This window comes from Nocardia sp. XZ_19_369, from assembly GCF_015355715.1.
Classification (GTDB): domain Bacteria; phylum Actinomycetota; class Actinomycetes; order Mycobacteriales; family Mycobacteriaceae; genus Nocardia.
Window position 1 is genome coordinate 532,997 of sequence record NZ_JACVED010000005.1, and the last position, 26,473, is coordinate 559,469.

General features: G+C 67.8%; 21 protein-coding genes. 10 read left to right on the forward strand and 11 right to left on the reverse strand.

Annotated elements, in window-relative coordinates; genetic code table 11:
• Nucleotides 1–23: 23 nt before the first annotated feature.
• Nucleotides 24–236 carry a hypothetical protein gene (locus IBX18_RS21385; RefSeq protein WP_135236016.1) on the reverse strand — a complete coding sequence of 71 codons (213 nt, stop codon included), beginning with the start codon at nucleotides 234–236 and terminating at the stop codon, nucleotides 24–26.
• Between the two features lie 328 nt (nucleotides 237–564).
• On the opposite strand from IBX18_RS21385, the gene coaE reads away from it, so the two are divergent.
• Entirely contained in the window at nucleotides 565–1,767 is a 1,203-nt protein-coding gene (gene coaE, locus IBX18_RS21390; protein WP_194835321.1) for a dephospho-CoA kinase, read from the forward strand.
• Between the two features lie 18 nt (nucleotides 1,768–1,785).
• On the opposite strand, the gene IBX18_RS21395 is transcribed toward coaE, so the two are convergent.
• Both IBX18_RS21395 and IBX18_RS21400 read right to left on the reverse strand, forming a co-directional pair.
• Nucleotides 1,786–2,310, reverse strand: a complete 525-nt coding sequence (locus tag IBX18_RS21395; protein ID WP_194835322.1) for a DUF402 domain-containing protein — start codon at nucleotides 2,308–2,310, stop codon at nucleotides 1,786–1,788.
• A 47-nt stretch (nucleotides 2,311–2,357) separates the two neighbouring features.
• Entirely contained in the window at nucleotides 2,358–3,005 is a 648-nt protein-coding gene (locus tag IBX18_RS21400; protein WP_194835323.1) for a DUF402 domain-containing protein, read from the reverse strand.
• 418 nt (nucleotides 3,006–3,423) lie between these two features.
• Between IBX18_RS21400 and uvrB the strand changes: the two genes are divergently transcribed.
• The gene (uvrB, locus tag IBX18_RS21405) at nucleotides 3,424–5,616 is read left to right on the forward strand and encodes an excinuclease ABC subunit UvrB (protein WP_228541457.1); all 2,193 of its coding nucleotides are present in this window, start codon (nucleotides 3,424–3,426) and stop codon (nucleotides 5,614–5,616) included.
• A gap of 140 nt (nucleotides 5,617–5,756) precedes the next feature.
• Here the strand turns inward: uvrB and IBX18_RS21410 are convergent, their stop codons facing one another.
• Complete coding sequence (locus tag IBX18_RS21410; protein WP_194835324.1) at nucleotides 5,757–6,227, reverse strand: VOC family protein; 471 nt, start codon at nucleotides 6,225–6,227, stop codon at nucleotides 5,757–5,759.
• Nucleotides 6,228–6,300: 73 nt separating this feature from the next.
• On the opposite strand from IBX18_RS21410, the gene IBX18_RS21415 reads away from it, so the two are divergent.
• The 3 genes from IBX18_RS21415 to IBX18_RS21425 all read left to right on the forward strand — a co-directional run bounded on the left by IBX18_RS21415 (nucleotide 6,301) and on the right by IBX18_RS21425 (nucleotide 8,650).
• On the forward strand, nucleotides 6,301–7,191 hold the full coding sequence (locus IBX18_RS21415) for a helix-turn-helix domain-containing protein (RefSeq protein WP_194835325.1): 891 nt from the start codon (nucleotides 6,301–6,303) through the stop codon (nucleotides 7,189–7,191).
• 109 nt (nucleotides 7,192–7,300) lie between these two features.
• Nucleotides 7,301–7,714, forward strand: a complete 414-nt coding sequence (locus tag IBX18_RS21420; RefSeq protein WP_194835326.1) for a DoxX family membrane protein — start codon at nucleotides 7,301–7,303, stop codon at nucleotides 7,712–7,714.
• Between the two features lie 483 nt (nucleotides 7,715–8,197).
• Nucleotides 8,198–8,650, forward strand: coding sequence for a universal stress protein (locus IBX18_RS21425; RefSeq protein WP_014983412.1), 453 nt, complete (start codon nucleotides 8,198–8,200; stop codon nucleotides 8,648–8,650).
• A 208-nt stretch (nucleotides 8,651–8,858) separates the two neighbouring features.
• Here IBX18_RS21425 and IBX18_RS21430 read toward each other — a convergent pair whose 3' ends face one another.
• The 3 genes from IBX18_RS21430 to IBX18_RS21440 form a co-directional block, all read right to left on the reverse strand.
• A complete protein-coding gene (locus IBX18_RS21430; protein ID WP_373889211.1) occupies nucleotides 8,859–11,189 on the reverse strand; it encodes an ATP-binding domain-containing protein in 2,331 nt (776 codons plus the stop codon).
• 209 nt (nucleotides 11,190–11,398) lie between these two features.
• On the reverse strand, nucleotides 11,399–11,692 hold the full coding sequence (locus tag IBX18_RS21435) for an antibiotic biosynthesis monooxygenase (RefSeq protein ID WP_194835327.1): 294 nt from the start codon (nucleotides 11,690–11,692) through the stop codon (nucleotides 11,399–11,401).
• Between the two features lie 12 nt (nucleotides 11,693–11,704).
• The gene (locus IBX18_RS21440) at nucleotides 11,705–13,051 is read right to left on the reverse strand and encodes a diguanylate cyclase domain-containing protein (RefSeq protein WP_194835328.1); all 1,347 of its coding nucleotides are present in this window, start codon (nucleotides 13,049–13,051) and stop codon (nucleotides 11,705–11,707) included.
• Nucleotides 13,052–13,307: 256 nt separating this feature from the next.
• Between IBX18_RS21440 and IBX18_RS21445 the strand changes: the two genes are divergently transcribed.
• Nucleotides 13,308–14,453, forward strand: coding sequence for a beta-ketoacyl synthase N-terminal-like domain-containing protein (locus tag IBX18_RS21445; protein ID WP_194835329.1), 1,146 nt, complete (start codon nucleotides 13,308–13,310; stop codon nucleotides 14,451–14,453).
• 131 nt (nucleotides 14,454–14,584) lie between these two features.
• Here IBX18_RS21445 and IBX18_RS21450 read toward each other — a convergent pair whose 3' ends face one another.
• Complete coding sequence (locus tag IBX18_RS21450) at nucleotides 14,585–16,291, reverse strand: GAF domain-containing sensor histidine kinase (protein WP_194835330.1); 1,707 nt, start codon at nucleotides 16,289–16,291, stop codon at nucleotides 14,585–14,587.
• Between the two features lie 143 nt (nucleotides 16,292–16,434).
• Here IBX18_RS21450 and IBX18_RS21455 point away from each other — a divergent pair, with 143 nt between their 5' ends.
• Complete coding sequence (locus tag IBX18_RS21455) at nucleotides 16,435–17,208, forward strand: sigma 54 modulation/S30EA ribosomal C-terminal domain-containing protein (RefSeq protein WP_194835331.1); 774 nt, start codon at nucleotides 16,435–16,437, stop codon at nucleotides 17,206–17,208.
• 18 nt (nucleotides 17,209–17,226) lie between these two features.
• Here IBX18_RS21455 and IBX18_RS21460 read toward each other — a convergent pair whose 3' ends face one another.
• Nucleotides 17,227–18,426, reverse strand: coding sequence for a sensor histidine kinase (locus IBX18_RS21460; RefSeq protein WP_194835332.1), 1,200 nt, complete (start codon nucleotides 18,424–18,426; stop codon nucleotides 17,227–17,229).
• An 8-nt stretch (nucleotides 18,427–18,434) separates the two neighbouring features.
• Nucleotides 18,435–19,070: a response regulator transcription factor gene (locus IBX18_RS21465; RefSeq protein WP_107655305.1), complete on the reverse strand. Its 636-nt coding sequence runs from the start codon at nucleotides 19,068–19,070 to the stop codon at nucleotides 18,435–18,437.
• A 334-nt stretch (nucleotides 19,071–19,404) separates the two neighbouring features.
• On the opposite strand from IBX18_RS21465, the gene IBX18_RS21470 reads away from it, so the two are divergent.
• From IBX18_RS21470 to uvrA, 3 genes are all read left to right on the forward strand, one after another.
• On the forward strand, nucleotides 19,405–20,454 hold the full coding sequence (locus tag IBX18_RS21470; RefSeq protein WP_194835333.1) for a glycosyltransferase: 1,050 nt from the start codon (nucleotides 19,405–19,407) through the stop codon (nucleotides 20,452–20,454).
• Between the two features lie 190 nt (nucleotides 20,455–20,644).
• A complete protein-coding gene (locus IBX18_RS21475; RefSeq protein WP_194835334.1) occupies nucleotides 20,645–22,753 on the forward strand; it encodes an amylo-alpha-1,6-glucosidase in 2,109 nt (702 codons plus the stop codon).
• Nucleotides 22,754–22,915: 162 nt separating this feature from the next.
• Complete coding sequence (gene uvrA / locus IBX18_RS21480; protein ID WP_194835335.1) at nucleotides 22,916–25,951, forward strand: excinuclease ABC subunit UvrA; 3,036 nt, start codon at nucleotides 22,916–22,918, stop codon at nucleotides 25,949–25,951.
• 284 nt (nucleotides 25,952–26,235) lie between these two features.
• Here the strand turns inward: uvrA and IBX18_RS21485 are convergent, their stop codons facing one another.
• Nucleotides 26,236–26,388: a hypothetical protein gene (locus IBX18_RS21485; RefSeq protein WP_194835336.1), complete on the reverse strand. Its 153-nt coding sequence runs from the start codon at nucleotides 26,386–26,388 to the stop codon at nucleotides 26,236–26,238.
• Nucleotides 26,389–26,473 lie beyond the last annotated feature (85 nt).

Below are 26,473 nucleotides of genomic sequence, written 5' to 3' on the forward strand. Positions count from 1 at the left end.
GGCCACTTCTCGACGTGTACGCCTCAGCTCGCGGTGGCGGGCACCCACCGGACCGACGGGACGGCGGAGCGTTTTCGCATAGCGGCGAAGCTGTGCCGGGCCGGGCTGATCAACGCGCTGAACCATGTGCGGCGGTGTTCGGCTAACGCGGCCGCGACGGCGGGGATCTGGGTGCAGTGCACGCCACCCGCCATGCCCAGGCGGTGGCGAGCCGTCTGGTTGTATCTGGTGCCCAATGATGTTCCTTTGCTTGCTGGTGCTGGCGCCCTGGATCGCCACGGCGAAGATTAGCCGAACGAAAGTGCCGTGCAGAGTATTTTGCGCAAGTAATTGGGTCGGCGTGTCGGAAAGTTGTCGCCCGAGTACCGGGTCCGGCCGGAATTGTTGCGAAATGGTCTCGGCCTCGTCACGGATCGGGCAATTACGGCGGCGGCAGGTGGAAAGCGCGGGCTGGATGGGTAATCAGGCTGATTGTGTCGCCGAGTTCGAACGTCGGTCCTTGCGGCACTGCCCGGCGGTGTGGGCGCGCAGGCCGCCCCGGACGCGGGATGCGAGACTGGTCGGATGTTGCGGATCGGCCTCACCGGAGGCATGGGAGCGGGCAAGTCGACGGTGGCGCGGATTCTCGCCGACCTCGGCGCGGTGATCATCGATTCCGACCTGATTGCCAGGGAGGTCGTCGCGCCGGGTACCGAGGGCCTGGCGGCGCTCGTGGCCGCCTTCGGCACCGAGATCCTGGCGGCCGACGGCAGCCTGGACCGGCCCGCCCTGGCGGCCAAGGCCTTCGCGGACGACGAATCGCGCGCGACGCTGAATTCGATTACGCATCCGCTGGTGGGCAAGCGCACCGCCGAACTCATTTCCGCGGCCGCGGCCGATGCGATTGTTGTGCAGGATATTCCGCTGCTGGTCGAAAATGGTCTCGCACCATTGATGAACTTGGTTATTGTCGTCGATGTCGATGCGGAAACTCGGCTGCGCAGGCTCGTCGAATTCCGCGGCGTCGCCGAAGCCGATGCGCGAGCGCGTATTGCCGCGCAGGCCACCGACGAACAGCGGCGCGCGGTCGCCGACGTGTTGCTCGACAACAGTGGCGCGCCCGCGGCGATCGAGGACGAGGTGCGGCGGCTGTGGCAGGAACGGCTGGTGCCGTTCGAGCGCAACCTCCGTGCCGGGACGCCGGCGCGCAAGAAAGAGATCCGGCTGGTGCCGGCGAACCCGGACTGGGCCGTGCAGGCGCAGCGGATCATCGCCAGGCTGTGGGTGGCGTGCGGGGCGGCGGCGTCGCGCATCGATCACATCGGCTCGACCGCCGTGCCGGAGCTGCCCGCCAAAGACGTGCTCGATCTACAGATCACCGTGGCGGACCTCGCGGCGGCCGATGGTCTGCGGGATGCGTTGGGGGCGGCGGGATTTCCGGTTCGACCGGATATCACCGAAGACTGCCCGAGGCCGACGGCGCAGGATCCGGCGGGCACGGACGTCACGTTGTGGACCAAGCGTTACCACCAGAACGCCGACCCCGGCCGCCTCGCCAATGTGCATGTGCGCGTTGCCGGTACGCCCGGGCAGGAGTACGCGCTGCTGTTCCGTGACTGGCTGCGCGCCGACGCCGACGCTCGCGCCGAATACCTCGAGGTCAAGCGCGCGGCGGAGACGAAGGCGACCGGGCTGACCGGCGAGGCGGCGACGATCGCCTACCTGGACGTCAAAGAGCCCTGGTTCGCCGCCGCCTACCCCCGCATGCAGGCTTGGCGGGATCGCTAGCGGCCTCGCCGACCGGAACTAGAGCCAGGTGAGGGTGACGCCGCGGGATTGCAGCCAGCGGTCGAGGCTGTAGTCGTGGGCGGCGATGCCGTCGATGGCGGTGGTCGCGGTCTCGATGGCGGCCTGGGCCTCGGCGGCGGTGACTAGCCCGGCCGTGTGCGCGGCGAGCAGTTCGTCGACGTCGAGCAGTTCGGTGTCGCGGCCCGTGCGCACGACGATGTCGAGGTAGTGGTCCACCGACTTCCAGCGGTCCGGCTCCAGCTGGCGGAACTCGCCGAGGTCCAGGTAGAAGTCCTGGTCACGCTGGTGCTCGGGGTTGTAGTGGAAGACGCTGGCCCGCAGCGCCAGATCGGGCAGCAGCCACGATTCGATGTAGTGGAACTGCTCGTGGTCCGAGGTGCGCGCCATGTACAGGCCCCACGGCTCCACCTGGTACCGCTCGACCGGCCGCACGAACCCCTTGGGATCGGTGTTGGTCAGCGCCGCGAGGTCGAAGTACTCGACCTTGGGCCGATGTACGTCGACGGAAGGTGCCTGGGTCATGCATTCAGAATCTACCGCCGCCCCGCCGGAGTCGAGTGACCCGGCGGTTACATCCAGGTGAGGGTAATGCCGTGGGTGGCCAGCCAGTCCTCGACGCAGTGGTCGTTGGCGGCGAGTCCGTCCAGCGCCGCCGTCGCGCACTCGAACGCCCGGTGCGCCTGTGCGGTGTCCACCAAACCGGCCGCGTGGGCGGCCAACAGCTCGTCGACGCCGAGCAGTTCGACATTGTGGCCGCGGTGCACCTCGATGTCGAGGTAGTGGTCGACGGCCTTCCAATGCTTCGGCTCGATCTCGGTGAACTCGCCGATATCCAGGTGGAAATCGTGATCCACGTGATGCGCCGGGTTGCGGCGGGTCAGCGTCACGCGCAGCGAGAGCGCGGGCAGCAGCCAGCACTCCAGGTAGTGGCGGTGCGGGACGGGCACGATGCGGGCCATGTAGACGCCCCACGGTTCGTGGTGGTAGCGCTCGACCTGGCGGACGAAACCCTTGCAGTCGGTGCTGGTGAGTTCCGCGAGGTTGAAGAACTCGACGCGCGGCCGGTGCGGTGGGTGCCCGGGCGGTAATGCGGTGTTCGATGCGGCGGCATTGGCGTTCTGATTCAGTCCGGGGACCGCTGCGCGGAGGTGCCGGGCGATAGTTCCTGCGAAGCCGGTGGTCGGCACGGTATTGAGCAATGGAATCAGACCTCTCATGGCTCTTGTTCTTCGCCACATCCGAACGCGTTGTCCGAACAACCAAATCAGCGTACACCTGGGGAATGGTGGGTGGGCGCAATGACGCGATATGTTTTTGGCTACGAATTGTGTTGCGGCAAGGGACAATTCGGACACATAACGTTCGCCAAAAGTGAAACGGCATTGGTGCGCCCATGTTGTCTCGCCATGTGCGGCGGAACTATGAACAATGGCGGCTGGGCACATGCGGCCAGCGCCCGGGCTGCCAGGAATGGATTGCTGGGAATGCGCGAGCAACGACCGTCGTTCAATAACTCGGGTACTCGGCGCGAGGACGCTACCGCGACGCTGACCGAACCCGCTCACCCGAGGTCCGTGGCCGCCACCGCCCGCGCGACCAGAGAATCTGTCGGTGGCTGGGCTTAGGCTGGTGAACATGGCATTTGCAACCGAGATTCCGACGGAAGGCTATGCGGAGAGGGCGGCGGCCGAGACGCCGCTCGCGCACTCCGAGCACCGGCCCGTCGGCGAGATCGAGCGCACCGACGGGCGCTTCCAGGTAGTCAGTGAGCACGTGCCCGCCGGCGACCAGCCCGCCGCCATCGAGGAGCTGGAACGCCGGATCAAGGCGGGGGAGCGCGACGTCGTGCTGCTCGGCGCCACCGGCACCGGTAAGTCGGCGACCACCGCCTGGCTCATCGAACGGCTCCAGCGCCCCACGCTGGTGATGGCCCCGAACAAGACGCTCGCCGCCCAGCTGGCCAACGAGCTGCGGGAGATGCTGCCGAACAACGCCGTCGAGTACTTCGTCTCGTACTACGACTACTACCAACCCGAGGCGTACATCGCCCAGACCGACACCTATATCGAGAAGGACAGCTCGATCAACGACGACGTCGAGCGGCTGCGGCACTCGGCGACGTCGAGCCTGCTGTCGCGTCGCGACGTGGTGGTGGTCGCGTCGGTGTCGTGCATCTACGGCCTCGGCACCCCGCAGTCCTACCTCGATCGGTCGGTGCAGCTCGAGGTCGGCGCCGAGGTGGACCGCGACGCACTGCTGCGCCTGCTCGTCGACGTGCAGTACACGCGCAACGACATGGCGTTCACCCGCGGCTCGTTCCGGGTGCGCGGCGACACCGTCGAGATCATCCCGTCCTACGAGGAACTCGCGGTCCGCATCGAGTTCTTCGGCGACGAGATCGAGGCGCTGTACTACCTGCACCCGCTGACCGGCGACGTGGTCCGTCAGGTGGACATGCTGCGTATCTTCCCGGCCACCCACTATGTGGCGGGCCCGGACCGGATGGAGCGCGCGGTCCGCGATATCGAGACCGAGCTGGAGCAGCGGCTGGCCGAGCTGGAGCGGCAGGGCAAACTGCTCGAAGCGCAGCGGCTGCGGATGCGCACCCAGTACGACCTGGAGATGATCCGGCAGGTCGGCTTCTGCTCCGGCATCGAGAACTACTCGCGCCACATCGACGGGCGCCCGGCCGGGTCGGCGCCCGCGACGTTGCTCGACTACTTCCCCGACGACTTCCTGCTCGTCATCGACGAGTCGCACGTGACGGTGCCGCAGATCGGCGGCATGTACGAGGGCGACATGTCGCGCAAGCGCAACCTGGTGGAGTTCGGCTTCCGGCTGCCGTCCGCGGTGGACAACCGGCCACTCACCTGGGAGGAGTTCGCCGAGCGGATCGGCCAGGCGGTGTATCTGTCGGCCACCCCCGGCCCGTACGAGCTGGGCCAGGTCGGCGGCGAGGTCGTCGAACAGGTCATCCGCCCGACCGGTCTGGTCGATCCACAGGTCGTGGTCAAGCCGACCAAGGGCCAGATAGACGACCTGGTGCACGAGATCCGGCTGCGCACCGAGAAGGACGAGCGGGTGCTGGTCACCACGCTCACCAAGAAGATGTCCGAAGACCTCACCGACTATCTGCTCGGGCTCGGGGTGCGGGTGCGATACCTGCACTCCGAGATCGACACGCTGCGCCGCGTCGAACTGCTGCGGCAGCTGCGGCTCGGCGAATACGACGTGCTCGTCGGCATCAACCTGCTGCGCGAGGGCCTCGACCTGCCCGAGGTGTCGCTGGTCGCGATCCTCGACGCGGACAAGGAAGGCTTCCTGCGCAGCAGCACCAGCCTGATCCAGACCATCGGCCGCGCGGCGCGCAACGTGTCCGGCGAGGTGCACATGTACGCCGACAAGATCACCGACTCGATGCGGCACGCCATCGACGAGACCGATCGGCGCCGGGCCAAGCAGGTCGCCTACAACACGGAGAAGGGCATCGACCCGAAACCGTTGCGCAAGAAGATCGCCGACATCCTCGACCAGGTGTACCGGGAGGCCGAGGAGACCGAGGTGGAGGTCGGCGGCTCCGGCCGCAACTCCAGCCGCGGCCGTCGCGCCCAGGGCGAGCCGGGGCGTGCGGTCAGCGCGGGCGTCTACGAGGGCCGCGACATCAAGTCGATGCCGCGCGCCGAACTCGCCGACCTGGTCAAGGAACTCACCGCGCAGATGATGAACGCGGCCCGCGAGCTGCAATTCGAGCTCGCAGGCCGGCTGCGCGATGAGATCGCCGACCTCAAGAAGGAACTGCGCGGCATGGACGCCGCCGGACTGAGTTGAGTGTTGGTGCCGCGCTTCCGTCCCGGGGGAGGGGTGCGGCCGCACACCTGCTGAGTTCCCGCACCACCTTTGGGTTCCCGCACACCGACTTGCCGTGCGACACACCGTGTTCGCCGCAAGAAGGGGTGCGGGAATGTGCGTCAGCCTTGCGTGGCCATCCACTCGTTGACGCGGCGTTCGGCTTCCTCGTGGGAGACGTCTTCGACCTTGGTGATGACGGCCCAGCGGTGGCCGAACGGGTCGATGACTACGCCGAAACGGTCTCCGGTGACGAAGGTTTGGGGTTCTTCGGCACTGCGGGCGCCGTGTTCGATGGCGCGCTGGATCACCGCGTCGACGTCGGGGCAGTAGTGCACGATCGAGGTGTGCACCCACTCGCCGTTCGGGGCGAGCACGTTGTTGTCCGGGATGGGCATGCCCATCTGAAGCGTGGAGTCGCCGATCTTCAGTTCGGCGTGCGCGGGTTGACCGTCCGGCAGATCGCTGCGGGTGATCACCTCGGCGCCGAAGACAGCGGAGTAGAAATCGATGGCCTTGTTGCCGTCGCCGACCGCGAGGAAACAGGTGATGGAGTGGTAGCCGTCGGCGATGGGGTTCACGGTGTTCGTCATGACAGCAATCCTGGTCGGGCGGGCGGCGCCGGTCTTGTAAGAAAGCGACACGGTGCCAGACAGGAGCGAAACCATGCCGGGCAGCACTGATTCCGCGCGGCTGCCCAGGAACCCGGTCGCCCCCGCGGACACCACCGGCATCCTGCACCCGGACGAACAGGCCAAGTACCGCTCCCTGGCCCGGCTACCGGCCGGCCCCGCCGTGGACCGTTTCGTCGAGTGGTACTGGTCGGTGCGCTGGGATCTGCGCGACGGACCGCCATACCGGGCGGAGGTGCTCTCCTACCCGAGCGTCAACGTCACCTTCGAGCGATCCGCAACCCGCACAGGCGGTTTCGTCACCGGCGTGTGCACGAAGAAATTCATCCGGGAACTCCATGGAGCGGGCGAGGTGTTCGGCGTGCGCTTCCGCGCGGGCGGCTTCGGCGCCTACACCGGACTCGACGTCGGTTCGTTCCGCGACACCACCGTCGACCTGACCGACGTCATGCCCGACGCCCGCGGACTGGCCGATCGCGTCCTGGACGCAGCCACCGACGAGCAGCGCAGCGCCGTGCTCGACGAGTTCCTCGCGGCCCGGCCCGCCGCCGACGACCCGACCTACCACCTGGTGCTGCGCATCATCGACGCGATGGCCGGGGATGCGGAGCTGACCAGGGTCGATCAGATCACCGACCGATTCGGCATACCCACCCGCACCTTGCAGCGGATGTTCCGGCGCTACGTCGGCGCGGGCCCGAAATGGGTGCTGCGCCGTTACCGGCTGCAAGACGGCGCCGAACTCCTCGCGCGCGGCCGCACCGAAGATCTCGCCGCATTGGCGGCCGAACTGGGATACTTCGATCAGGCGCACTTCTCGCGGGAGTTCACCGCGGAAGTCGGAATGGCTCCACTGGAATACGCCAAGAATTCGCTACGCTCGCGCAACGAGGTCACGGCAAAGGTGTTGCCGACCAGGACATAGCTGCCGGGCCGACCGTATTCGACCATTCGACCATGGGCTCGGGAATACCTCCCGGAACTCTTAGTTGAATGTTGCACTACCTACTGTCAGCCAATCGAGGGAGCTGGACATGGATGTCGTGGTGTTGATCGGACGGGTGTTGTTCTCGGTGTTGTTCCTGAGCTCGGCTCTGGGTCACGTCATGCAGACCGAAGCGATGGCGGGTTACGCGGCGAGCAAGGGCGTGCCGATGGCGAAGCTCTCGGTGCTCGGTTCGGGTGCGCTGTTCGGCCTCGGCGGGCTGAGCGTGTTGCTCGGCGTGTGGGCCGATCTCGGCTCGCTGCTGCTCGCGGTATTGCTGCTGGTGACCGCGGTGCTGATGCACCCGTTCTGGAAGGAAACCGATCCGCAGGCCAAGCAGGGCGAAATGGTCAACTTCAACAAGAACGTGGCGCTCGCCGGTGCCGCGTTGATGCTGTTCGCGTTCTTCGCCCACGTCGATGACCTCGGATTGACCCTCACCGGACCGCTTTTCGACCTCTGATCTTGCTTGCCGCGCTAATATTGCGCGTCCTTTTTACTGCAGGAGAGGAACACATGGACATCATCGGAGCGATTCTGGGCATATTCTGGGCGAACTATCGGCAGTGGCCGTAATGGCACGCTAGTCCCAGGCTCGGACGGCCCGTCCCGGTGCGAGATTCGCGCGCCGAGGCGGGCTGATGTCTGTTCGATCGACCCAGGTATGTGACGAATATCCCAGGGGGACAAGATCGTTCACGGGGGTTGTGCTCGATCACAGTTTGCCGGCTGGACAATTGTGTCCGCGCTGGTTGCCGATGCCCTTCCCGCATTTCCTGGCGAACGTGTGGCGCCAATACCCGGACACCCCTGATGTGATGTGTCGCGATTGCTGTTACTTCCGGTCCGTTTGCCGCTAGGGTCGATCCAAGTCGCTGCGCCGGGGCACGTCTTGGTGTGGAACCCGGACGTGGGCACCCCTTAAACCGCACAGTTGGAGGAGAGAATGACCGCCTACCGGACCATTGTTGTCGGTACTGATGGCTCGGACTCGTCATATGTCGCCGTCGAGAAGGCCGCGGCGCTGGCTGGAGTGTCCGCCGCGACCCTGGTCATCGCGTGTGCCTACTACCCGACCGACGATCGCGACGTGGCCGCCGCCGCCGATGTGCTCAAGGAAGAGGCCTACCAGGTGCGCGGGTCCGCCCCCACCAACGAGATCCTGCGCACCGCGCGGGACAAGGCCGCGGCCGCGGGCGCGGTGGACATCGTCGAGCGCGCCGTGGTCGGCGAGCCGGTCGAGTCGCTGCTCACGCTGACCAAGGAAGTGGACGCCGATCTGCTCGTGGTCGGTAACCGCGGGTTGAACACGCTGACCGGTCGCCTGCTCGGCTCCGTCCCGTCGGACGTCGCCCGCAAGTCGCGCTCGGATGTGCTGATCGTGCACACCGTTCGCTAGTAGAACTTCGGAGAACTCCGCATTGCACCCTGTGGCGCGATGCGGAGTTCTCGCGTTTCAGCGCGGTGCAGCCCGAAAAGTGGATCGGCACCGAAAGCGCGGCAGGCAGTCCACCAGGCTGTCCCGGCTGTCTGCGGCCGGGCGCACCATGCCGGCCCGATGCGCGTTTCAGCGCAGGGCAGGCGCAGGCCAACGCGGGGCACGCTTTTCAACGCAGCGCGCGCAACACCTCCGGCAGTTCCTCGCTGTGCACCACGCCCAGCCGCTGCGTCGCACGGGTCAGCGCCACATACAGATCGTTGAGCCCACGCGGTGATTCGTCCAGGATCGCTTGCGGCTCCACCAGATACACCGCGTCGAACTCCAGCCCCTTCACGTCGTGCACGGTCAGCACCCGCACCGATTCACCGGCCAGCTCGGCCAGCTCCTCGACCAGCGCGTGCGGCGCGATCACCGCGGTGGTGCCCGGCCCGGTCTCCCCGGCGACCAGCTTCGCGATCTGGTCGCGCACGTCGCTCGCGGCGACCCGGTACCCGCGCGGCGGGTTTCCGCTGTCGCGCACCGAGCGCGGCGCCGACGCCGCCGGATCGATCGCGGCGAGCACGTCCGCGGCCACGTCCATGATCTCGGCCGGGGTCCGGTAGTTGACGGTCAGCTCGGTGAGCTTCCACCGTTTGGCCACATACGGTTCCAGCACCCGCTGCCAGGACGAGGCGCCGGCCGGGTCGCCGGTCTGCGCGACATCGCCGACCACGGTGATCCAGCGATTCGGGATGCGCCGCATCACCATTCGCCAGGCCATCTCCGAGAGCTCCTGCGCCTCATCGACGATGACGTGCCCGTAGGTCCAGGTGCGGTCGCCCGCGGCGCGCTCGGCGGTGGTCTGCCTGGTGCGCACGTCCTGGCGTTCGGCCAGCTGGCTGGCGTCGATCAGGTCGTAGGCCATCAGGATTTCCGGATCGAGGTCGTCTTCCAGATCCTGTGGCGCCGAACCGGTCAGGATGTCGAGCGCGTCCTGCGCCTCGGCCAGCTGCGCGCGCCAGCGGCGCCGGGAACGTTCGCGCTCCTCGGTGTCGTCCACGCCGAGCAGCTCGGCCAGCTCGTCGAGCAGCGGGGCGTCGGCGGCGCTGAATTCGCCGTTGTCCGGCCGCACCAGCTCGGCGCGGTCCTCGGCGGACAACGTGCTCGCGACCCGATCGAGCCGCTTGGGATCGGCGAGCAGATCGGCGAGCACATCCTGTGGGGACAGCAGCGGCCACAGCGTGCCGATGGCCTGCTGGATCTCCTGATCGGCCCGCATCTCGTCGCGGATCTCGGCGATGTCGGTGCGGCTCAACAGGCTTTCCTTACCCACCCCGTCGGCTCCGCCTCCTGCCATCCCCGTGTGGCCGCCGGACAGGTCGGCGCCCATGGTCTCGGCCAGCTGATCGGTGAGCGCGTCGATCACCGCGCTGGTGAAGATCGGCCTGGCCAGGTTGTGCGGCCTGCGCGAGGAGCGCGCCCGGCCGCGGGCCTTGGTGGCGATCTTGCGGTCCAGCGTCACCGGGTAGCCGTCGAAGCTGAGCCGGATCGGTTCGGCCGGCACTTCCTGCCGGTCGCGGACCGCCTGCTTGAGCACCTCCAGCATGTCCAGCGAGCCCTTGATCTCGCCGGCCCGCAACGAATCCTCCCTGGCGGCTTTCACACCCGGGTAGAGGTCGCCGATGGTGGACAGCAGCACGCCGGTCTCACCGAGCGAGGGGAGCACCTGACCGATGTAGTCCAGGAAGGTGGCGTTCGGCCCGATGATCAGCACACCGCTCTTGGCCAGCTGCTGGCGGTAGGTGTAGAGCAGGTAGGCGGCGCGGTGCAGCGCGACGGCCGTCTTACCGGTGCCCGGCCCGCCCTGCACGACCAGCACGCTCTTGTGTTCCGAGCGGATGATCGCGTCCTGCTCGTGCTGGATGGTCTCGACGATGTCGTTCATGTGCCCGGTGCGGGCCGCATTGAGCGCGGCGAGCAGCGCGCTCTCGCTGCCGACCCCGCCGTCGTCGTCGGTCGCGCCTGCCCGGCGGGCGGCGTCCAGGTCGAGGTATTCGTCGTTGATCGCGGTGACGCTGCGGTTGCGCGAGCGGATGTGCCTGCGCCGGGTCACGCCGTCCGGTGCGGCGGTGGTGGCCAGGTAGAACGGGCGAGCCAGCGGGGCGCGCCAGTCCAGCAGCAGCGTCTCGTAGTCGTCCTTCTCGTCGAGGATGCCGAGCCTGCCGATGTAGCGGTACTCGTCGGCCAGATCGATCCGGCCGAAACACAGACCGTGTTCGGCCGCATCGTATTTGGCCAGATCCTCGGTGTAGAGCTGGCTGAACGATTCGCGCTCGCTGCGCGCCTGCGGGGTGCCGCCGGACTCCAGCAGCACGGTGCGTAACCGGTTGCGCGCGTACTCGCGCATTTCGTCGAGCCGGTCGTACAGCACCGAGAGGTACGCCTGTTCCTGCTCGGTCTCGCGGGTCAGCTCCGGCGCGCCGTCACTGGCGGCACGATCCTGAGTGAGGTCGGGCAAACTGAACTCCTTCACCGCGATGAGCCGAGCGAACGCTACACACGCATGGCAATGCGCACGCGAACGCTCGGAAAACAAGGTTGTCGAGTCTACTGCGATTGCGGCGGGCTCGCCGTAACCGCTGGTGTACCGGGGATCGCGTCGCCGGTTCGCCGTGGTGTGCGACCGCCGTCGGCGCGCTCTGTGGGGTTGTGGTCCGGTGTGCTGTGTTAGTCGATCACTGGCATGAAGTGCTCGACCACCGGAAACGGCTCATAGAAGTGATGCAACAGCTCCTTCCACTTCAGGTATTCCGGCGACCCGCGAAAACCGTCGACGTGATCGCTGAGCCGCTCCCATTCCACCAGCAGCAGGTAGGTGCCGGGCGTCTCGACACAGCGGCTGAGCGACAGCGACCGGAACCCGGGCATGCCCGCGATGATCGGCCGCGCGCGGGCGAAGGCGGCTTCGAAATCATCGGCCAGTTCCGGCCGGACAGGCAGCAGCGCGTGTTCGAGAATCATCGGTGGAGCATGTCAGGACGCGTGCGTGCTGTTCGGCCTGCGTCCCTTGCTGACGGCGCCTTCGCGATGCCCGGTCGGCTTGGCCCGGTACATCGCCAGGTCCGCGTCGTGCAGCACGGCCTCGGGGGTGCGGCGGTCGCCCACGGTGAGCGGGGTGACGCCGATCGAGGCGTTCACCTCGATCCGGTGCCCGCGCGCGATGATCGGCTCGGCCATCGTCGAGCGCAGCCGGGCCACCAGCGCGTCGATGTCGACCCGCCGGGTGCGCCCGGACAGCAGCACCAGGAATTCGTCCCCGCCGAGCCTGCCGACCAGGTCGTCGCCGCGCAGCGCGCGCTGCAACCGTTGCGCGACGATCTGCAGCACGGTGTCGCCGATCGCGTGCCCGAGCGTGTCGTTGATCGCCTTGAACCCGTCCAGATCGATGAACAGCACGGTGGACACCGGCAGGTCCTCGCTGGTGGCCAGCGCGCCCGCGAGCTGGGACAGGATCAGCGACCGGTTCGCCAGCCCGGTGAGCGAGTCGTGGGTGGCCTGGTACTCCAATTGCCGCCTGCTGGCCCGGAACTCGGTGATGTCGGCGAACGAGGACACCGCCGACGAGCGCGGGTCGTCGGGGTTGAGCAGGCGGCTGCTGCCGGAGAGCCAGCGCCGCTGCCCGTCGGCGCGGTCGACGCCGAAGATGTAGCCGGTGATGGTCTCGCCGGTGGCGAGTGTGCGGGCGATCGGGTGGCGGGTCGGCGGCAGGGGTTGCGCGTTGGCGTCGAGCAGGGTCATCGGCAGGGACTGGATCGTTTTGCCGATGAGCTCGTTGTCGGAATCCTCGCTGCCGAAGATGCGCATGGCGGCCGGGTTGGCCGACTCGATGCGCCCCTCCGGGTCGATCACCACCACACCCTCCTCCAACTGCGAGACGACCGTGGTGAAGTGCTGTTCGGCCAAGTGCTGTGCGGCTTCGGCGTGTCGCTGGGCGGTGAGGTCGTGAATGACCACCTGGTAGGCGAGGCGGTCGTGCCACGCGGTGAGCACCGAAACGGTCTCCACCGGCACCGGCATCCCGTCGAGCCGGACCAGGGTCATCTCCGTCGGATTGGAGGCGGCACCCTTGGTGGTGAGGTGGCTGATCCGCTCCAGCATCCCGGGGACCGAGCCCGGATGGACGAACTGGGTCAGTGGTTTGCCGATCACGTCTTCGGCGCTGTCGGCTGCCAGCAAACGGACGGTAGCGGGGTTGGCGTAGACGAGAACGCCGCGCTCGTGCACGCAGATGCCATCGGGTGAGTGCTCGACCAGCGAACGGTAGCGCTCAGCCAGCTGCTCGGCAGCGTCGACCGCAGCGGCTACCTTGTCCTCACCCACTCGAACCCCCGATCGTCGACCCGATTATGGCCATTGGAAGATGGGATTATTCTGGTGCCGACGTGTAGCAGAGCACAGCGTCGACGCTATTGCTTCGATCACAGTTCCGGCATTAAATCGGGCTCTGTCTGGTGATCATTACAGAACCTGTTCTGTAGGAATTATCTGTTGGACCGCAGATCGGCTGCGGGAGCGGTGAAGGAGCGATGCTATGCCGGGTGATACCCCGAACGACCGACACCAGCATCAAGATCATATGACGCTCGCCGGGATCGGTGCCGTCACCGCGTACGGCTGGGGTCGCGAGGCGATGTGGCAGGGCCTGCTCAGCGGTAAGTCGGCGGCCTCGGTGGAATCGGGCTACGGGCCCGGTCGCGACGAGGATGCTTGGGTTTCGCTGGTGCCCGAGGGCGGCGACCACACGGTCAGCACCAGCCGATACGGCCGGGCCATGCACGAGTCGGCCAGAGAAGCCATCACCGACGCGCTGGCACGCGGCTGGCGACCCGGCCGGACGGTCGGGTTGTTGCACGCGATCGTGCTCGGCGACGTCGTCAACTGGCGCGACTTCTACCTCATCGATCACGGCCATCGCCGATCCCGCGGCTACCTGCCGCTGATCCCGTCCACCCCCATCTCGGTACTCATGCAGGAGTACGGTTTCCACGGCCCGGCGATGAACGTGTCCGCGACGTGCAGCTCCGCCAATGCCGCGCTGATCACCGCGCGACTCTGGCTGGACGCGGGTATCGCCGACGACGTGGTGTGCGTCGCCACCGATTTGTCCGGCACGCCCGACATGGTCGAACACTTCGCCGGCATGGGTGCCGCGGTGACCGATACCGAACCGCTGGACGGGTGCCGCCCGTTCCAGGAGGGCACGCGCGGCTTCTGCTTCGGCGAGGGGTCGGTGGCGTTCGTGCTGACCCGCTCGGTGGACCGACCCTATGCGGCGGTGCTCGGTGGTGGCATGAGCAACGACGCCTATCACGTGGTGTCGGTCGATCCCACGCATGAGCAGATTCGCGAATGCACCAGGCGCGCGCTCGCCGACGCCGGTGTGGCCGCCGCCGACGTGCGCTATTTCAACGCGCACGGCACGGGTACCCGGCAATGTGACGAGGCGGAACGGGACCTGCTGGCCACCATGTTCGGCGACCAGCCGCACGTCTATGCGCTCAAGCCGCTGGTCGGTCACTGTCAGGGCGCGTCCGCCGGTGTCGAAGTGGCGGTGGCCGCGCTCGGCTACGAGCGCGGCATCGTGCCCGCGGCGCCGATCGTCGCGGCACCGCATCCGCGGCTGCTGGATGGACCGCAGCCGTTCGAGGGTGGGATCACCGCGAAACTGTCGCTGGGGATGGGCGGCAACAACTCTGTTGTGCTGCTCGGGCCCGTCGATTGAGGTTGGCAGCACAACTAGACCTCGTTGGCGCACCACCCCGTCTCGTCGACGTTCCGCTCCGTCGCTTTGGCGCACGACTCTGTCGCGTTGGTACTCGGCTCGATCACGCCGAGGCGCGTTGGGTGTCCGGCTCACGGCAGCGGCACCGACCAGCACAGCCGGGTCCCAGGCATGGCATCGTCCGTCGTGTTGCCCGCGGGGCCGACGGCGAACTGCCCGTCGGCCTTCTCCGCGCGCTGCTCCAGGTTGCGTAGTCCGCTGCGCACCACGTGATTCGGGATGCCCCAGCCGTTGTCGGTCACCGCGATGGTCAGATCGTCGTCGACACTGATCTCCACCGCGACAGTATCCGCCCCCGAGTGCCGGACCGCATTACTGACGGCCTCGCGCACCACGGCTTCGGCGTGATCGGCCAGTTCGGCTTCCAGTACCGACAGCGGCCCGGTGACCGAAAAGGTCGACCGCAGTGGGGTTTCGGTGGTCTGCTGGCGGATCGCCTGCTCGAGCCGCTGCTGCAGCGGATTGCCGTGGCCGCCGTGCAGGTCGAAGATCGAGGTGCGGATCTCCTGCACCACCTCTTGCAGATCGTTGACCACGGTCGAAAGGCGTTGCCGCACTTCGGGAACGGTAGCCCGGGCGACCGCGCCCTGCAGGGTGATGCCGACCGCGAACAGGCGCTGGATGACGTGGTCGTGCAGGTCGCGTGCGATCCGATCACGGTCGGCCAGCAGATCCATCTCGCGCATCCGCAGCTGCGCGTCGGCCAATTGCATGGCCAGCGCGGCCTGATCGGTGAACGCGGCGGTCAGCTCGACCAGCTCGTCGGAGTACGGTGCGGCACCGACGGGTCGCACCGTGGTCAGCACGCCGAGCGTGCTGTCCTGGGTGCACAGCGGCAGGATCAGCAGCGGCCCGGCGTCGGGTAGCGCGAGGCCGACACTGATCGCGCTCGCGTCGTCGAAGCGCAGCGGGGTGCGCCGGGTGAACGCCTCGCCGAGCGCGGTGCCCTCGGTCTGCACGGCCTTGTCCGCGTATCCCGCACCGGGACCGCACCATTGGGTGACCGCGAGCTCGCCCGCCTCGTCCGGGCCGGTGAGGAAGGACTGGTGCGAGCCGGTGAGCGTGCGGGCGTGCTCGACCACGTGCGCCAGCACATTGGCGGACCGGTTACCCGCCAGGAACTCGGTGGCGATATCGCGGGTCGCCGCGATCCACGCCTGCCTGGTGCGCGCCGATTCGTAGAGCCGCGCGTTGTCCACCGCGATGCCCGCGGCGGCCGCGAGCGCCTGCACGAGGACGTCGTCATCGTCGGTGAACGGTTGCCCGCCTGCCTTTTCGGTCAGATAGAGGCTGCCGAACACCTCGCCGCGGATCCGCACCGGCACCCCGAGGAAGGTGTGCATCGGCGGGTGGTGCGGCGGAAGGCCCACGGAGGCAGGGTGATTGGTGAGCTCGTCGAGCCGGAGCGGTTTCGACTGGTTGAACACCACGCCCAGCACGCCGTGGCCGGCGGGCAAACGCCCGATGGCACTGCGGGTTTCGTCGTCCATGCCCTCGTCGATGAACTGCACCACCTGCTGGTCGTGCCCGCGCACGGCAAGCGCGCCGTAGCGGGCGTCGACCAGGCTGGTGGCGGTGCGCACGATGGTGCGCAGCGTCTCGTCCAGGTCGAGCCCGGAGGTGACGGCGAGCATCGCCTCGACCAGACCGTCCATCCGGTCGCGCGAGTCCAGGATGAGTTCGACACGCTCCTTGACCTCGCTGAGCAACTCGCGCAGCCGCAGTTGCGAGAGGGTGTCGCGCACGGAGTAGGGGTCGGTGCCGCGGTCCTCGGTCATCTCGGTTTCCCCTTGTGGTGCGCGCGTGAACTGCGCCTCGCGCCAGTCTAGTTCGCCCTTGGGGGTCTTTCGGCCCTGTTCGCCGGGGCATTGCGATGGTGATATGGGGCGACGGGGTCGAATTCGAAGTCAGGGCGTGTCACATGAAGTCGTCGGGATTGCTGCATCCGTCCGCACCACAACATTGGCTGACCGCAAGTGATCTCGATCTGGCGGTGACCACCTTCGGCGCGGTGCCGGACGTGGACGTGACGCGGGCGGTCCGGGCGATCGGCCGGGTGCTGCGCCGCCATCATCTCGACGCGGCGACGAGGGTCCGGGTCACCGCGCCGCCGGAGACCGACGCGGCGACCGTGGTGCAGGCCAATATTCGTTGCCGTGGTGTCGCCACCCGAGTGCAGGTGACGGGTCCCGGTGGGTTCGCGGTCACCTTCGCCGCCGAACGGCTGGACCGGCAGTTGGCCCGGCTCGCGACGAGCACGAGCCGGGATTGGCCCGATCCGGCGCGTCCGCCGCTGGCTCAGGTCACCGAGCCGCGCCCGATCGTGCGCCGCAAGCAATGCGAGCTACTCACCGGCACTCCCGGCGAGGCGACGGCGGTGATGGACGCGATGGACTACGACGCGTACCTCTTCACCGACAGCGAGACCGGTGTGGACGCGGTGGTGGCGTGGGGTGACCCGCTCGGTGTCCGGCTGTACCGCCAGGATGCGGTGACGAACAACCCGCAGCGGGTGAATTCACTACCGATCGCGGTGGATCCGGATCCAGCGCCCGCCCTGGACGAGGACCGGGCCGCGCAGATTCTGTGTCATCACGGCTTGCCGTTCCTGTTCTTCACCGACTCGATCGACGGTCGCGGCCGGCTGCTGTACCGCCGCTACGACGGCGATCTGAGCCTGGTAGCACCGGTCTGACGGCGACCAGCGCTCCGGTCAGCTCAGCGGGGCCGACCAGTGCACCCGCGTACCCCCGTCCGCAGCGCGCTCGACACTGCACTGCCCCTCTGATTCGACGGCGCGCTGCGCGAGATTGGCCAGCCCACTGGCGGTTACGTCGTCCGGCACGCCGGAACCGTTGTCCTGCACCAGGATGGTCAACTCGTCGCCGACGGAGATCTCGATCGTCACCGCGTCGCCACCGGAGTGCCGCACCGCGTTGCTGACCGATTCGCGCACAACGGCTTCCGCATGCTCGGCCAGCGCGGACCCGACCACCGACAGCGGCCCGTCGACGCGTAGCCGCGCCCGGATCGCGGTCGCGGCGGTCTGCTGCCGGATCGCGTCCTCCAGGCGGCGCCGTAGCGAGGCGCCCGTACCACCGTGCAGATCGAAGATCGTCGTGCGTATTTCGTGCACGATCTCCTGTAGCCGGTCGATCTCGTCCGAAAGCCGTTGCCGTACTTGCGGATCGTCCACCCGCGTGGCCAGGCCTTGCAGTCCGAGCCCGACCGCGAAGACCCGCTGGATGACGTGGTCGTGCAGGTCGCGTGCGATCCGGTCGCGGTCGGCGAGCACATCGAGTTCACGGGCCCGGCGCTGCGCCTCGGCGAGCTGCATGGCCAGCGCGGCCTGATCGGTGAACGCCGCCGTGAGCGCGACGAGCTCGTCGGAGTACGGCGCGGCTTCGGCCGCGCGCACCACGATGAGCACCCCCAGCACGACCCCGGCCGTGTGCAGCGGCAGGATCAGCGCGGGCCCGGCCGCGCCGACCGTCACCCCCAGGTCGATGCCCTGAGCATTGGCCAAGTGCACCGTCGTTCGTTCCGCGAAGGCCTTGCCCGTGGCGGTGTCGGTGAGCCGCACGATGCGCTGCGCGTCCGGCGCGGCCGCCCGCGACCATTGCGCGACAACGAGTTCGGTGGCCTCCTCGGGCGGGATGCCCGGCTCGACCACCGCGAGGATCGCCTGCGCCGACTCGGTCAACGTGCGCGCGTGCTCGACCACCTGCGCGAGCACCCGCTGCGACTCGGTACCGGCCAGGAACTCGGTGGCGATGTCCCTGGTCGCCTCGATCCACGCCTGCCGGGTGCGAGCCCACTCGTAGAGCCTGGCGTGGTCGACGGCGATGCGGGTGGCCGTGTCCACGATGGCGCGCAGGGTGTCGATCACGGAGTTCGGCACGGCGTCCGTCATGTCGTGGGTCAGCGCTCGCCGAGCTTGCTGGCCAGCACCGCCGCCTGGGTCCGTCGCTCCATGCCGAGCTTGGCGAGCAGCCGGGACACGTAATTCTTCACGGTCTTCTCGGCCAGGAACATTCGCGCCGCGATCTGCCGGTTGGTGAGGCCCTCACCGAGCAACGCGAGCAGCCGGCGTTCCTGTTCGGTGAGCCCGGCCAGCGGGCCGTCGTCGTCGGGGGCGCCGTCGCGCAGCCGGGCCCGCAACGCGGCGGCCGCCCGGTTGTCCAGCAGCGAGCGGCCCGCGCCGACCGCCTTGATCGCGGCGGCCAGTTCCATGCCCTTGATGTTCTTCACGACGTAGCCGCTGGCCCCGGCCAGGATGGCGTCGAGCATCGCCTGATCGTCGGTGTAGGAGGTGAGAATCAGGCAGCGCAGCCCCTCGACCTCGGCCAGCAGATCGCGGCACAGTTCGATGCCGTTGCCGTCGGGCAGTCGCACATCGAGCACCGCGACCGCGGGGCGCAGCACCGGGATTCGCGCCATCGCCTGCGCGACGTCACCCGCCTCGCCGATCACCGTCAGCTCCGGATCGCCCTCCAGCAGATCGACCAGGCCGCGCCGGACGATTTCGTGGTCGTCTACGAGAAATACCTCGAGCACGGCGGCCTCCCTGTCGTCGTTTTCGCCGAAACGAGCCTGCGCGAATTCCTCGAGTAGATAACGAGGTTCCGGGTAAGCTTGCAATGAAGTCAACCAGAGGGGCCGTGGGCAGCGGAGCCATAAGGCTCATATGTACGTGGGAACTCGAGATGACATATTCAGCGACACTAGATTTCAGCGCGATCTTCGGATCGCCCCGCACCTGTCCGGGATGCGGATCCAACGCAGTCGATGCCTTTGATGAACTACCCGATATTTTCGTGCGCTGCGGTGGCTGCGGCGCGCATTGGGGTTCCGCCGAGGAAGGCCGAGGCGTCGAAGAACGCAGGCTCCCATGAGAATCGGGCAGATAGTTCCGCCATGGGTACCGGTACCACCGCCCGCCTATGGCGGCACCGAATCGGTAGTCGCCAATCTCTCCGTCGGCCTCGACATGCTCGGCCACGACGTGCACCTTTTCACGGTCGGTGAATCCACCTGCCCGGTGCGCCGCTACTCGCTGTACGAGCAGCCGACCAGCCAGATCGGCGTCGGTGAGGCCGAGCTGATGCACGTGCTCGCCGCCTACGAGACGCTGGCCGACGTCGACATCATCCACGATCACACCTCACTCGGCCCGTTCGTCGGCGCCATCCAGGACGGACCGCCGGTGGTGGTCACCAACCACGGCCCGTTCTCGGAGATGCGCCAGGAACTGTTCCGCTCGATGGCGCGCCACGCGCACATCGTCGCGATCTCCGAATCGCAGCGGCGGATGGCAGGCAGCGTGCCGATCGCCGAGGTGATCCATCACGGAATCGACCTCAACACTTACAAATACGGCCCGGGCGGCGGCGGATACGTGGTGTTCGTGGGCCGGATGAACGAGGAGAAGGGCGTGCACCGCGCGGTGCAGATCGCCCGGCTGGCCCGGCGCAAACTGCTCATGATCACCAAGATGCGCGAACCCGAGGAACGCCGCTACTACACTGAGCGGGTGCGTCCACTGATGGGCCCCGACGACCCCGAACCGCGCGAGGAACCCACCGCGCGCCGGGTCGAACTGGTGCGCCACGCCGACGCGTTGATCAATCCGATCGAATGGCCCGAACCCTTCGGGCTGGTGATGGCCGAGTCGTTGGCTTGTGGCACACCGGTTCTCGCGTTCCCCAACGGCGCGGCCCCGGAGATCGTCGACCACGGCCGGACCGGATTCCTCTGCCGCGACGTCAACGAGATGGTGGACGCCCTGGACAAGGTGCACACGCTGGACCGCCGGGCTTGCCGCGAGTCGGCCGAGCAGCGGTTCGGCAGGCTGCGGATGGCGCGCGACCACGAGCGGCTCTACCGCCGCATCGTGGCCGAGCGGACGACCCGGGTCATGGTGCCCACTCCGGTGGCGTGAGTTCGCCGAGCGCCCCCGGGGCGAGGCCCTGTGTCGAAGTCCCATCCGGCGCCTCCGGTGGCTGGATCGCCGCCTGGCCGCGTTGTCGTCGTCGCCGATACAAACCCGGTATCGGCAACTCCTCCGCCTTGCCAGGCGACGATCCAGCCCCCGGATGCATCCGGCCGGACTTCGACACAGGGCCTAGCGCGTGACCCATCCCTGGGGCGACGGCTCGGATACGGAGGCGCCGACGGCCATCAACGCTGGGGTCACCCTGGTCGAGGGCTCGACCTTCTGTATCAGCGACGTCAACGGCGCGATCACCCCGAACCGCGCGGCGGGCTTGTTCGTTCGCGACACCAGGGTGCTGTCGTTCTGGCGGCTCACCGTCGACGGACTGGAACCGCAACCGCTCACCGTGCGCTACGACGAGCCGTACAGCGCGACGCTGCTGGCCCGGACCGCGCCGCGGGCGGGCACCGCCGACAGCACCGCGTTGGTGATCATCGGCAGGCATGTCGGCGACGGCATGCGCGAGGACCTGGTGGTTCGCAACCTGTCCAGCGCGCCGCTCGACTGCACGATCAGGCTGGAACTGGACGCCGATTTCGCCGACCTGTTCGAGGTGAAGGAGGGGCGCACCGGTCGCGAACAGGTGGTCACCGCGGCGCGGGCGACCGACGGCGCCATCCAGATCAGCCGTGAAGAGCTGGGCATGGCGGTGACCGTCAGTGGCAGCTCGGCCACCGCGACGGGCCGCGAATTGCGCTGGCAGGTAAGCCTTCCCGGACGCGGGGAATGGTCCACCTGCATCGAGTACCTGCCCGCCCTCGGCACCGATATCGCACCACCGCGCTACCCCTGCGGCACGCCGGTGAACCGCAGCGCGCCGGCGCAGCGGTTGCGTGAGTGGTACGCCAACTCGCCGACCGTGCACACCGAGGACGAGACCCTCGCCTCGGTGCTGCAACGCACCCTGACCGACCTCGGCGCGCTGCGCATCTTCGACCCCGACCACCCCGAACGCGCGGTGGTGGCCGCGGGCGCGCCCTGGTTCATGGCGCTGTTCGGCCGGGACTCGCTGCTCACGTCCTGGATGGTGCTGCCGCTGGATCGCAGGCTGGCCGTCGGCACGCTGCAGAGCCTGGCCGATCTCCAGGGCAAGAAAGTGCATGCGACGACCGAGGAGCAGCCGGGCCGGATCCCGCACGAGGTGCGCTTCGGCCGGGCGGCCACGCTGCTGCTCGGCGGCGGCACCGCCTATTACGGCACCGCCGACGCCACGCCGCTGTTCGTCATGCTGCTCGGCGAGCTGTATCGGTGGGGGCTGGACGCGCGGATCCGCGACGAGCTGCTGCCGCACGCCGATCGCGCGCTGGAATGGATCGAGCGCTACGGCGACGCGGACGGTGACGGTTTCGTCGAATACCAGTGCGCCGCCGAACACGGCCTGGCCAACCAGGGCTGGAAGGACTCCTGGGACGGGGTGAACTTCGCCGACGGCACGTTGCCCGAGGCGCCCATCGCGCTGGCCGAGGTGCAGGGGTACGTCTACGCGGCGTATCTCGCCCGGGCCACCCTCGCCGCGGGTGCCGGCGACCACCAGGCGGCAGAGCGCTGGCGCGGCAAGGCCGCACAGTTGAAAACCGCGTTCAACGAGGCCTTCTGGCTGCCCGACAAAGGCTGGTACGCGATCGGCCTGGACCGGGACAAACGGCCGATCGACGCGCTCAGCTCCAATATCGGGCACTGCCTGTGGACCGGGATCATCGACGACGACAAGGCCGCGCGGGTCGCCGACCACCTGCTCTCGCCGGAAATGTTCAGCGGCTGGGGGATCCGCACGCTCGCCACCTCGATGGGTGCCTACAACCCGGTCAGCTACCACAACGGCTCGGTATGGCCGCACGACAACGCGATCTGCGCCGCGGGTCTGATGCGCTACGGCTTCACCGACCACGCGAACCGGGTGGTCTCCGCCGTGCTCGACGCCTCGACCCGCTTCGGCTACCGGCTGCCCGAACTCTTCTGCGGATTCGATCGCGCCGAATTCGACATCCCCGTGCCCTATCCGACGTCGTGTTCGCCGCAGGCCTGGGCGGCTGCCGCACCGTTGCTGTTTTTGCGTACCCTGTTGAGACTGGAACCGAGTGTTCCGGAGGGGGTGCTGTCGGTCGCACCGGTGGTCCCCGCTCGCTATCTGCCGCTACGCGTCGGCGGACTGCGGGTCGGCTCGAATGTGCTGTCGGTCACCGTCGACGCTGAGGGCTGGCAGGTCCGCGGTTTGTCCGGTGACCTGCGGCGGACCGAGCACTGAGCCTGGCGGAACCCACCGCGATATCGCCGGCGCGAGCGCCGTTGTCGCTGGTACACCTCGCGCGAGCGAAACTTGTCGGTGGGCGCGTTTAGCATGACGGCCGGATACGTCTGGACGCCGTTTGTCGGTTCCTCTGAACACGATCGAGAAGGGAAACACCTGGTGGCGGAACGCCTCACTGTGCGCGGAGCTCGGGAGCACAACCTGAAGGGGGTCGACCTCGACCTGCCCCGCGACAGTCTCATCGTGTTCACCGGACTGTCCGGCTCCGGCAAGTCGAGTCTGGCGTTCGACACGATCTTCGCCGAGGGACAGCGGCGGTACGTGGAGTCGCTGTCGGCGTACGCGCGTCAGTTCCTCGGGCAGATGGACAAGCCCGACGTCGACTTCATCGAGGGCCTCTCGCCCGCGGTGTCGATCGACCAGAAGTCGACCAACCGCAACCCGCGCTCGACCGTCGGCACCATCACCGAGGTGTACGACTACCTGCGCCTGCTGTACGCGCGCGCCGGCACCCCGCACTGCCCGGTGTGTGGCGAGCTGATCGCCAAGCAGACCCCGCAGCAGATCGTCGACCAGGTGCTCGCCATGGAGGAGGGCATCAAGTTCCAGGTGCTCGCGCCGGTGGTGCGCACCCGCAAGGGCGAGTTCGTAGACCTGTTCGACCAGTTGAACACCCAGGGCTACTCCCGGGTCCGGGTCGACGGCGTGGTGTATCCGCTGACCGATCCGCCGAAGCTGAAGAAGCAGGAGAAGCACGACGTCGAGGTGGTCGTCGACCGCCTGTCCGTCAAGCACAACTCCAAACAGCGCCTCACCGACTCGATCGAGACCGCGCTGCGGCTGGCCGACGGCATCGTCGTGCTCGACTTCGTCGACCGGGACGAGCACGCGCACGATCGGGAGCGCCGCTTCTCCGAGCGGCTGGCCTGCCCGAACGGGCACCCGCTCGACATCGAAGACCTGGAACCCCGGTCGTTCTCGTTCAACTCGCCCTACGGTGCCTGCCCGGACTGCACCGGACTCGGCATCCGCAAAGAGGTCGACCCGGATCTGGTGGTGCCCGACCCGGCGCTGAGCTTGAACGACGGCGCCATCGCGCCCTGGTCGCGCGGGCAGACCGCGGAGTACTTCACCCGGCTGCTCTCCGGCCTGGCCGAGGCCGTCGGTTTCTCGATGGACACCCCGTGGGAGAAGCTGCCGCTCAAGGCGCGCAAGGCCGTGCTCGAGGGCAGCTCCGACCAGGTGCACGTCTCCTACACCAACCGCTACGGCCGGAAGCGTTCCTACTACGCCGATTTCGAGGGCGTGATGCCGTTCCTGCAGCGGCGCATGGAGAGCACCGAGTCCGAGCAGATGAAGGAGCACTACGACGGGTACATGCGCGACGTGCCGTGCCCGGTCTGTGACGGTGCCCGGCTGCGCCCGGAGATCCTCGCGGTCACCATCAACGCCGGTGGCGACAACAAGTCCATCGCCGAGGTCAGCGACCTGTCCATCGGGGAGTGCTCGAAGTTCCTGAACTCGCTCACGCTGGGCGAGCGGGAGGCCGCGATCGCCGGGCAGGTGCTCAAGGAAGTACAGGCGCGGCTCGGGTTCCTGCTCGACGTCGGCTTGGAATACCTGTCGCTCTCCCGGGCCGCGGCGACGCTGTCCGGCGGTGAGGCGCAACGCATCCGGCTCGCCACCCAGATCGGCTCCGGACTGGTCGGCGTGCTCTACGTGCTCGACGAACCGTCCATCGGCCTGCACCAGCGGGACAACCGGCGGCTCATCGAAACCCTCACCCGGCTGCGCAATCTCGGCAATACGCTGATCGTCGTCGAACACGACGAGGACACCATCCGCGCCTCCGACTGGGTGGTCGACATCGGCCCGCTGGCCGGCGAGCACGGCGGGCGCGTGGTGCACAGCGGTCCCTACCAGGAACTGCTCACCGAGCCCGAATCCCTCACCGGCGCATACCTTTCCGGCCGTGAGCGGATCGAGCTGCCGCTGGTTCGGCGCCCGATCGACAAGAAGCGGCTGCTCACCGTGGTCGGCGCGACCGAGCACAATCTGCGCGGGATCGACGTCAACTTCCCGCTCGGTGTGCTCACCGCGGTCACCGGCGTTTCGGGTTCCGGCAAGTCGACGCTGGTCAACGACATTCTGGCGACCGTGCTGGCGAACAAGCTGAACGGTGCGCGGCAGGTGCCGGGCAGGCACACCAGGATCAAGGGTCTGGACGACCTGGACAAGCTGGTTCAGGTGGACCAGTCGCCGATCGGCCGCACCCCGCGCTCCAACCCGGCCACCTACACCGGGGTGTTCGACAAGATCCGCACCCTGTTCGCATCGACCACCGAGGCGAAGGTGCGCGGCTACCAGCCGGGCCGATTCTCCTTCAACGTCAAGGGTGGTCGCTGCGAGGCGTGCTCCGGTGACGGCACCCTGAAGATCGAGATGAACTTCCTGCCGGACGTGTATGTCCCGTGCGAGGTCTGCCACGGTGCCCGCTACAACCGGGAAACCCTCGAGGTGCACTACAAGGGCAAGACCATCGCCGAGGTCCTCGACATGTCGATCGAGGAGGGCGCGGAGTTCTTCGAGCCCATCAGCTCCATCCACCGCTACCTCAAGACCCTGGTGGACGTCGGCCTCGGCTACGTCCGCCTCGGCCAGAGCGCCCCCACCCTGTCCGGCGGCGAAGCCCAGCGCGTGAAACTGTCCGCCGAACTCCAGAAGCGCTCCACCGGCCGCACCGTCTACATCCTCGACGAACCGACCACCGGCCTGCACTTCGAAGACATCCGCAAGCTGCTCAAGGTGATCAACGGCCTCGTCGACAAGGGCAACACCGTCATCGTCATCGAACACAACCTCGACGTCATCAAGACCGCCGACTGGGTGATCGACATGGGACCCGAAGGTGGCTCCGGCGGCGGCATGGTCGTCGCCGAAGGCACCCCGGAAGACGTTGCCGCCGTAGCCGAAAGCTACACCGGACAGTTCCTCCGCGAAGCGCTGGAACAAGCTGACGCCCCCAAGAAGGCGCCCGCGAAGAAGGTGGCGGCAAAGGCATCGCCCACCAAGGCGGCCGCCAAAAAGGCCCCCGCGAAGAAAGCCACCAAGGCGGCCGACAAGCCGACCGAAGCGCAAGCGGCGGCGAAAACCGCCACCAAGCGTTTGGCGCGCAAAGCGGCCGCGCTGCGCTGAGTACACCGCGTTCGCGCCCCGCCGAATAGCCGGGGCGCGACCGTTGTTCACGCCCATCCGTCGGTCGGCGCCCGGTACTCGTCGGTGTCCGGAAACGCTCGCAACGCTGGCCCGGCCGTGCGCGAATCACGTTGTGCCGGACCTGTTTTCTCAGTACTCCCGTGCCGAATCCGGGCTCATCCGCCCGGCAGCTATCAACACCTGCCGGGCGGCCGCCTTCCGTGGGCAGTCTTGTATCCGGCATCCGCGATGCCGCTGCATAGTCCAATGCGCATCGGACACAGTCAGCGGCTGGTCGGGTGCGTCGTGCAGACCGGGTCCGGTGCCGTGGGACTCGGCACGCCGACGCTCAGCTCTCCATCGGCCTGAACGCGGTCCACGATGTCTTGCACGGACATGCCGTCCGGCTCGGCTTCCCGCCACCAGTTGAACCCCACCGCTGCCACCCCTGTCGTCGAGTCGGGACACGTCCTGCACCGGCGAATTCACGGCGGGCCCCAAGGATCGGGCTTTTGGCAGGTG

Coding starts and splice junctions, on each gene's coding strand:
- IBX18_RS21460 (WP_194835332.1), bottom strand. CDS start 18,426: ATGACGGACGCCGTGCCGAACTCCGTGATCGACACCCTGCGCGCCATC.
- IBX18_RS21445 (WP_194835329.1), top strand. CDS start 13,308: ATGACGCTCGCCGGGATCGGTGCCGTCACCGCGTACGGCTGGGGTCGC.
- IBX18_RS21455 (WP_194835331.1), top strand. CDS start 16,435: ATGAAGTCGTCGGGATTGCTGCATCCGTCCGCACCACAACATTGGCTG.
- uvrB (WP_228541457.1), top strand. CDS start 3,424: ATGGCATTTGCAACCGAGATTCCGACGGAAGGCTATGCGGAGAGGGCG.
- IBX18_RS21470 (WP_194835333.1), top strand. CDS start 19,405: ATGAGAATCGGGCAGATAGTTCCGCCATGGGTACCGGTACCACCGCCC.
- IBX18_RS21410 (WP_194835324.1), bottom strand. CDS start 6,227: ATGACGAACACCGTGAACCCCATCGCCGACGGCTACCACTCCATCACC.
- IBX18_RS21425 (WP_014983412.1), top strand. CDS start 8,198: ATGACCGCCTACCGGACCATTGTTGTCGGTACTGATGGCTCGGACTCG.
- IBX18_RS21435 (WP_194835327.1), bottom strand. CDS start 11,692: ATGATTCTCGAACACGCGCTGCTGCCTGTCCGGCCGGAACTGGCCGAT.
- IBX18_RS21415 (WP_194835325.1), top strand. CDS start 6,301: ATGCCGGGCAGCACTGATTCCGCGCGGCTGCCCAGGAACCCGGTCGCC.
- IBX18_RS21450 (WP_194835330.1), bottom strand. CDS start 16,291: ATGACCGAGGACCGCGGCACCGACCCCTACTCCGTGCGCGACACCCTC.
- IBX18_RS21400 (WP_194835323.1), bottom strand. CDS start 3,005: ATGAGAGGTCTGATTCCATTGCTCAATACCGTGCCGACCACCGGCTTC.
- IBX18_RS21420 (WP_194835326.1), top strand. CDS start 7,301: ATGGATGTCGTGGTGTTGATCGGACGGGTGTTGTTCTCGGTGTTGTTC.
- coaE (WP_194835321.1), top strand. CDS start 565: ATGTTGCGGATCGGCCTCACCGGAGGCATGGGAGCGGGCAAGTCGACG.
- IBX18_RS21395 (WP_194835322.1), bottom strand. CDS start 2,310: ATGACCCAGGCACCTTCCGTCGACGTACATCGGCCCAAGGTCGAGTAC.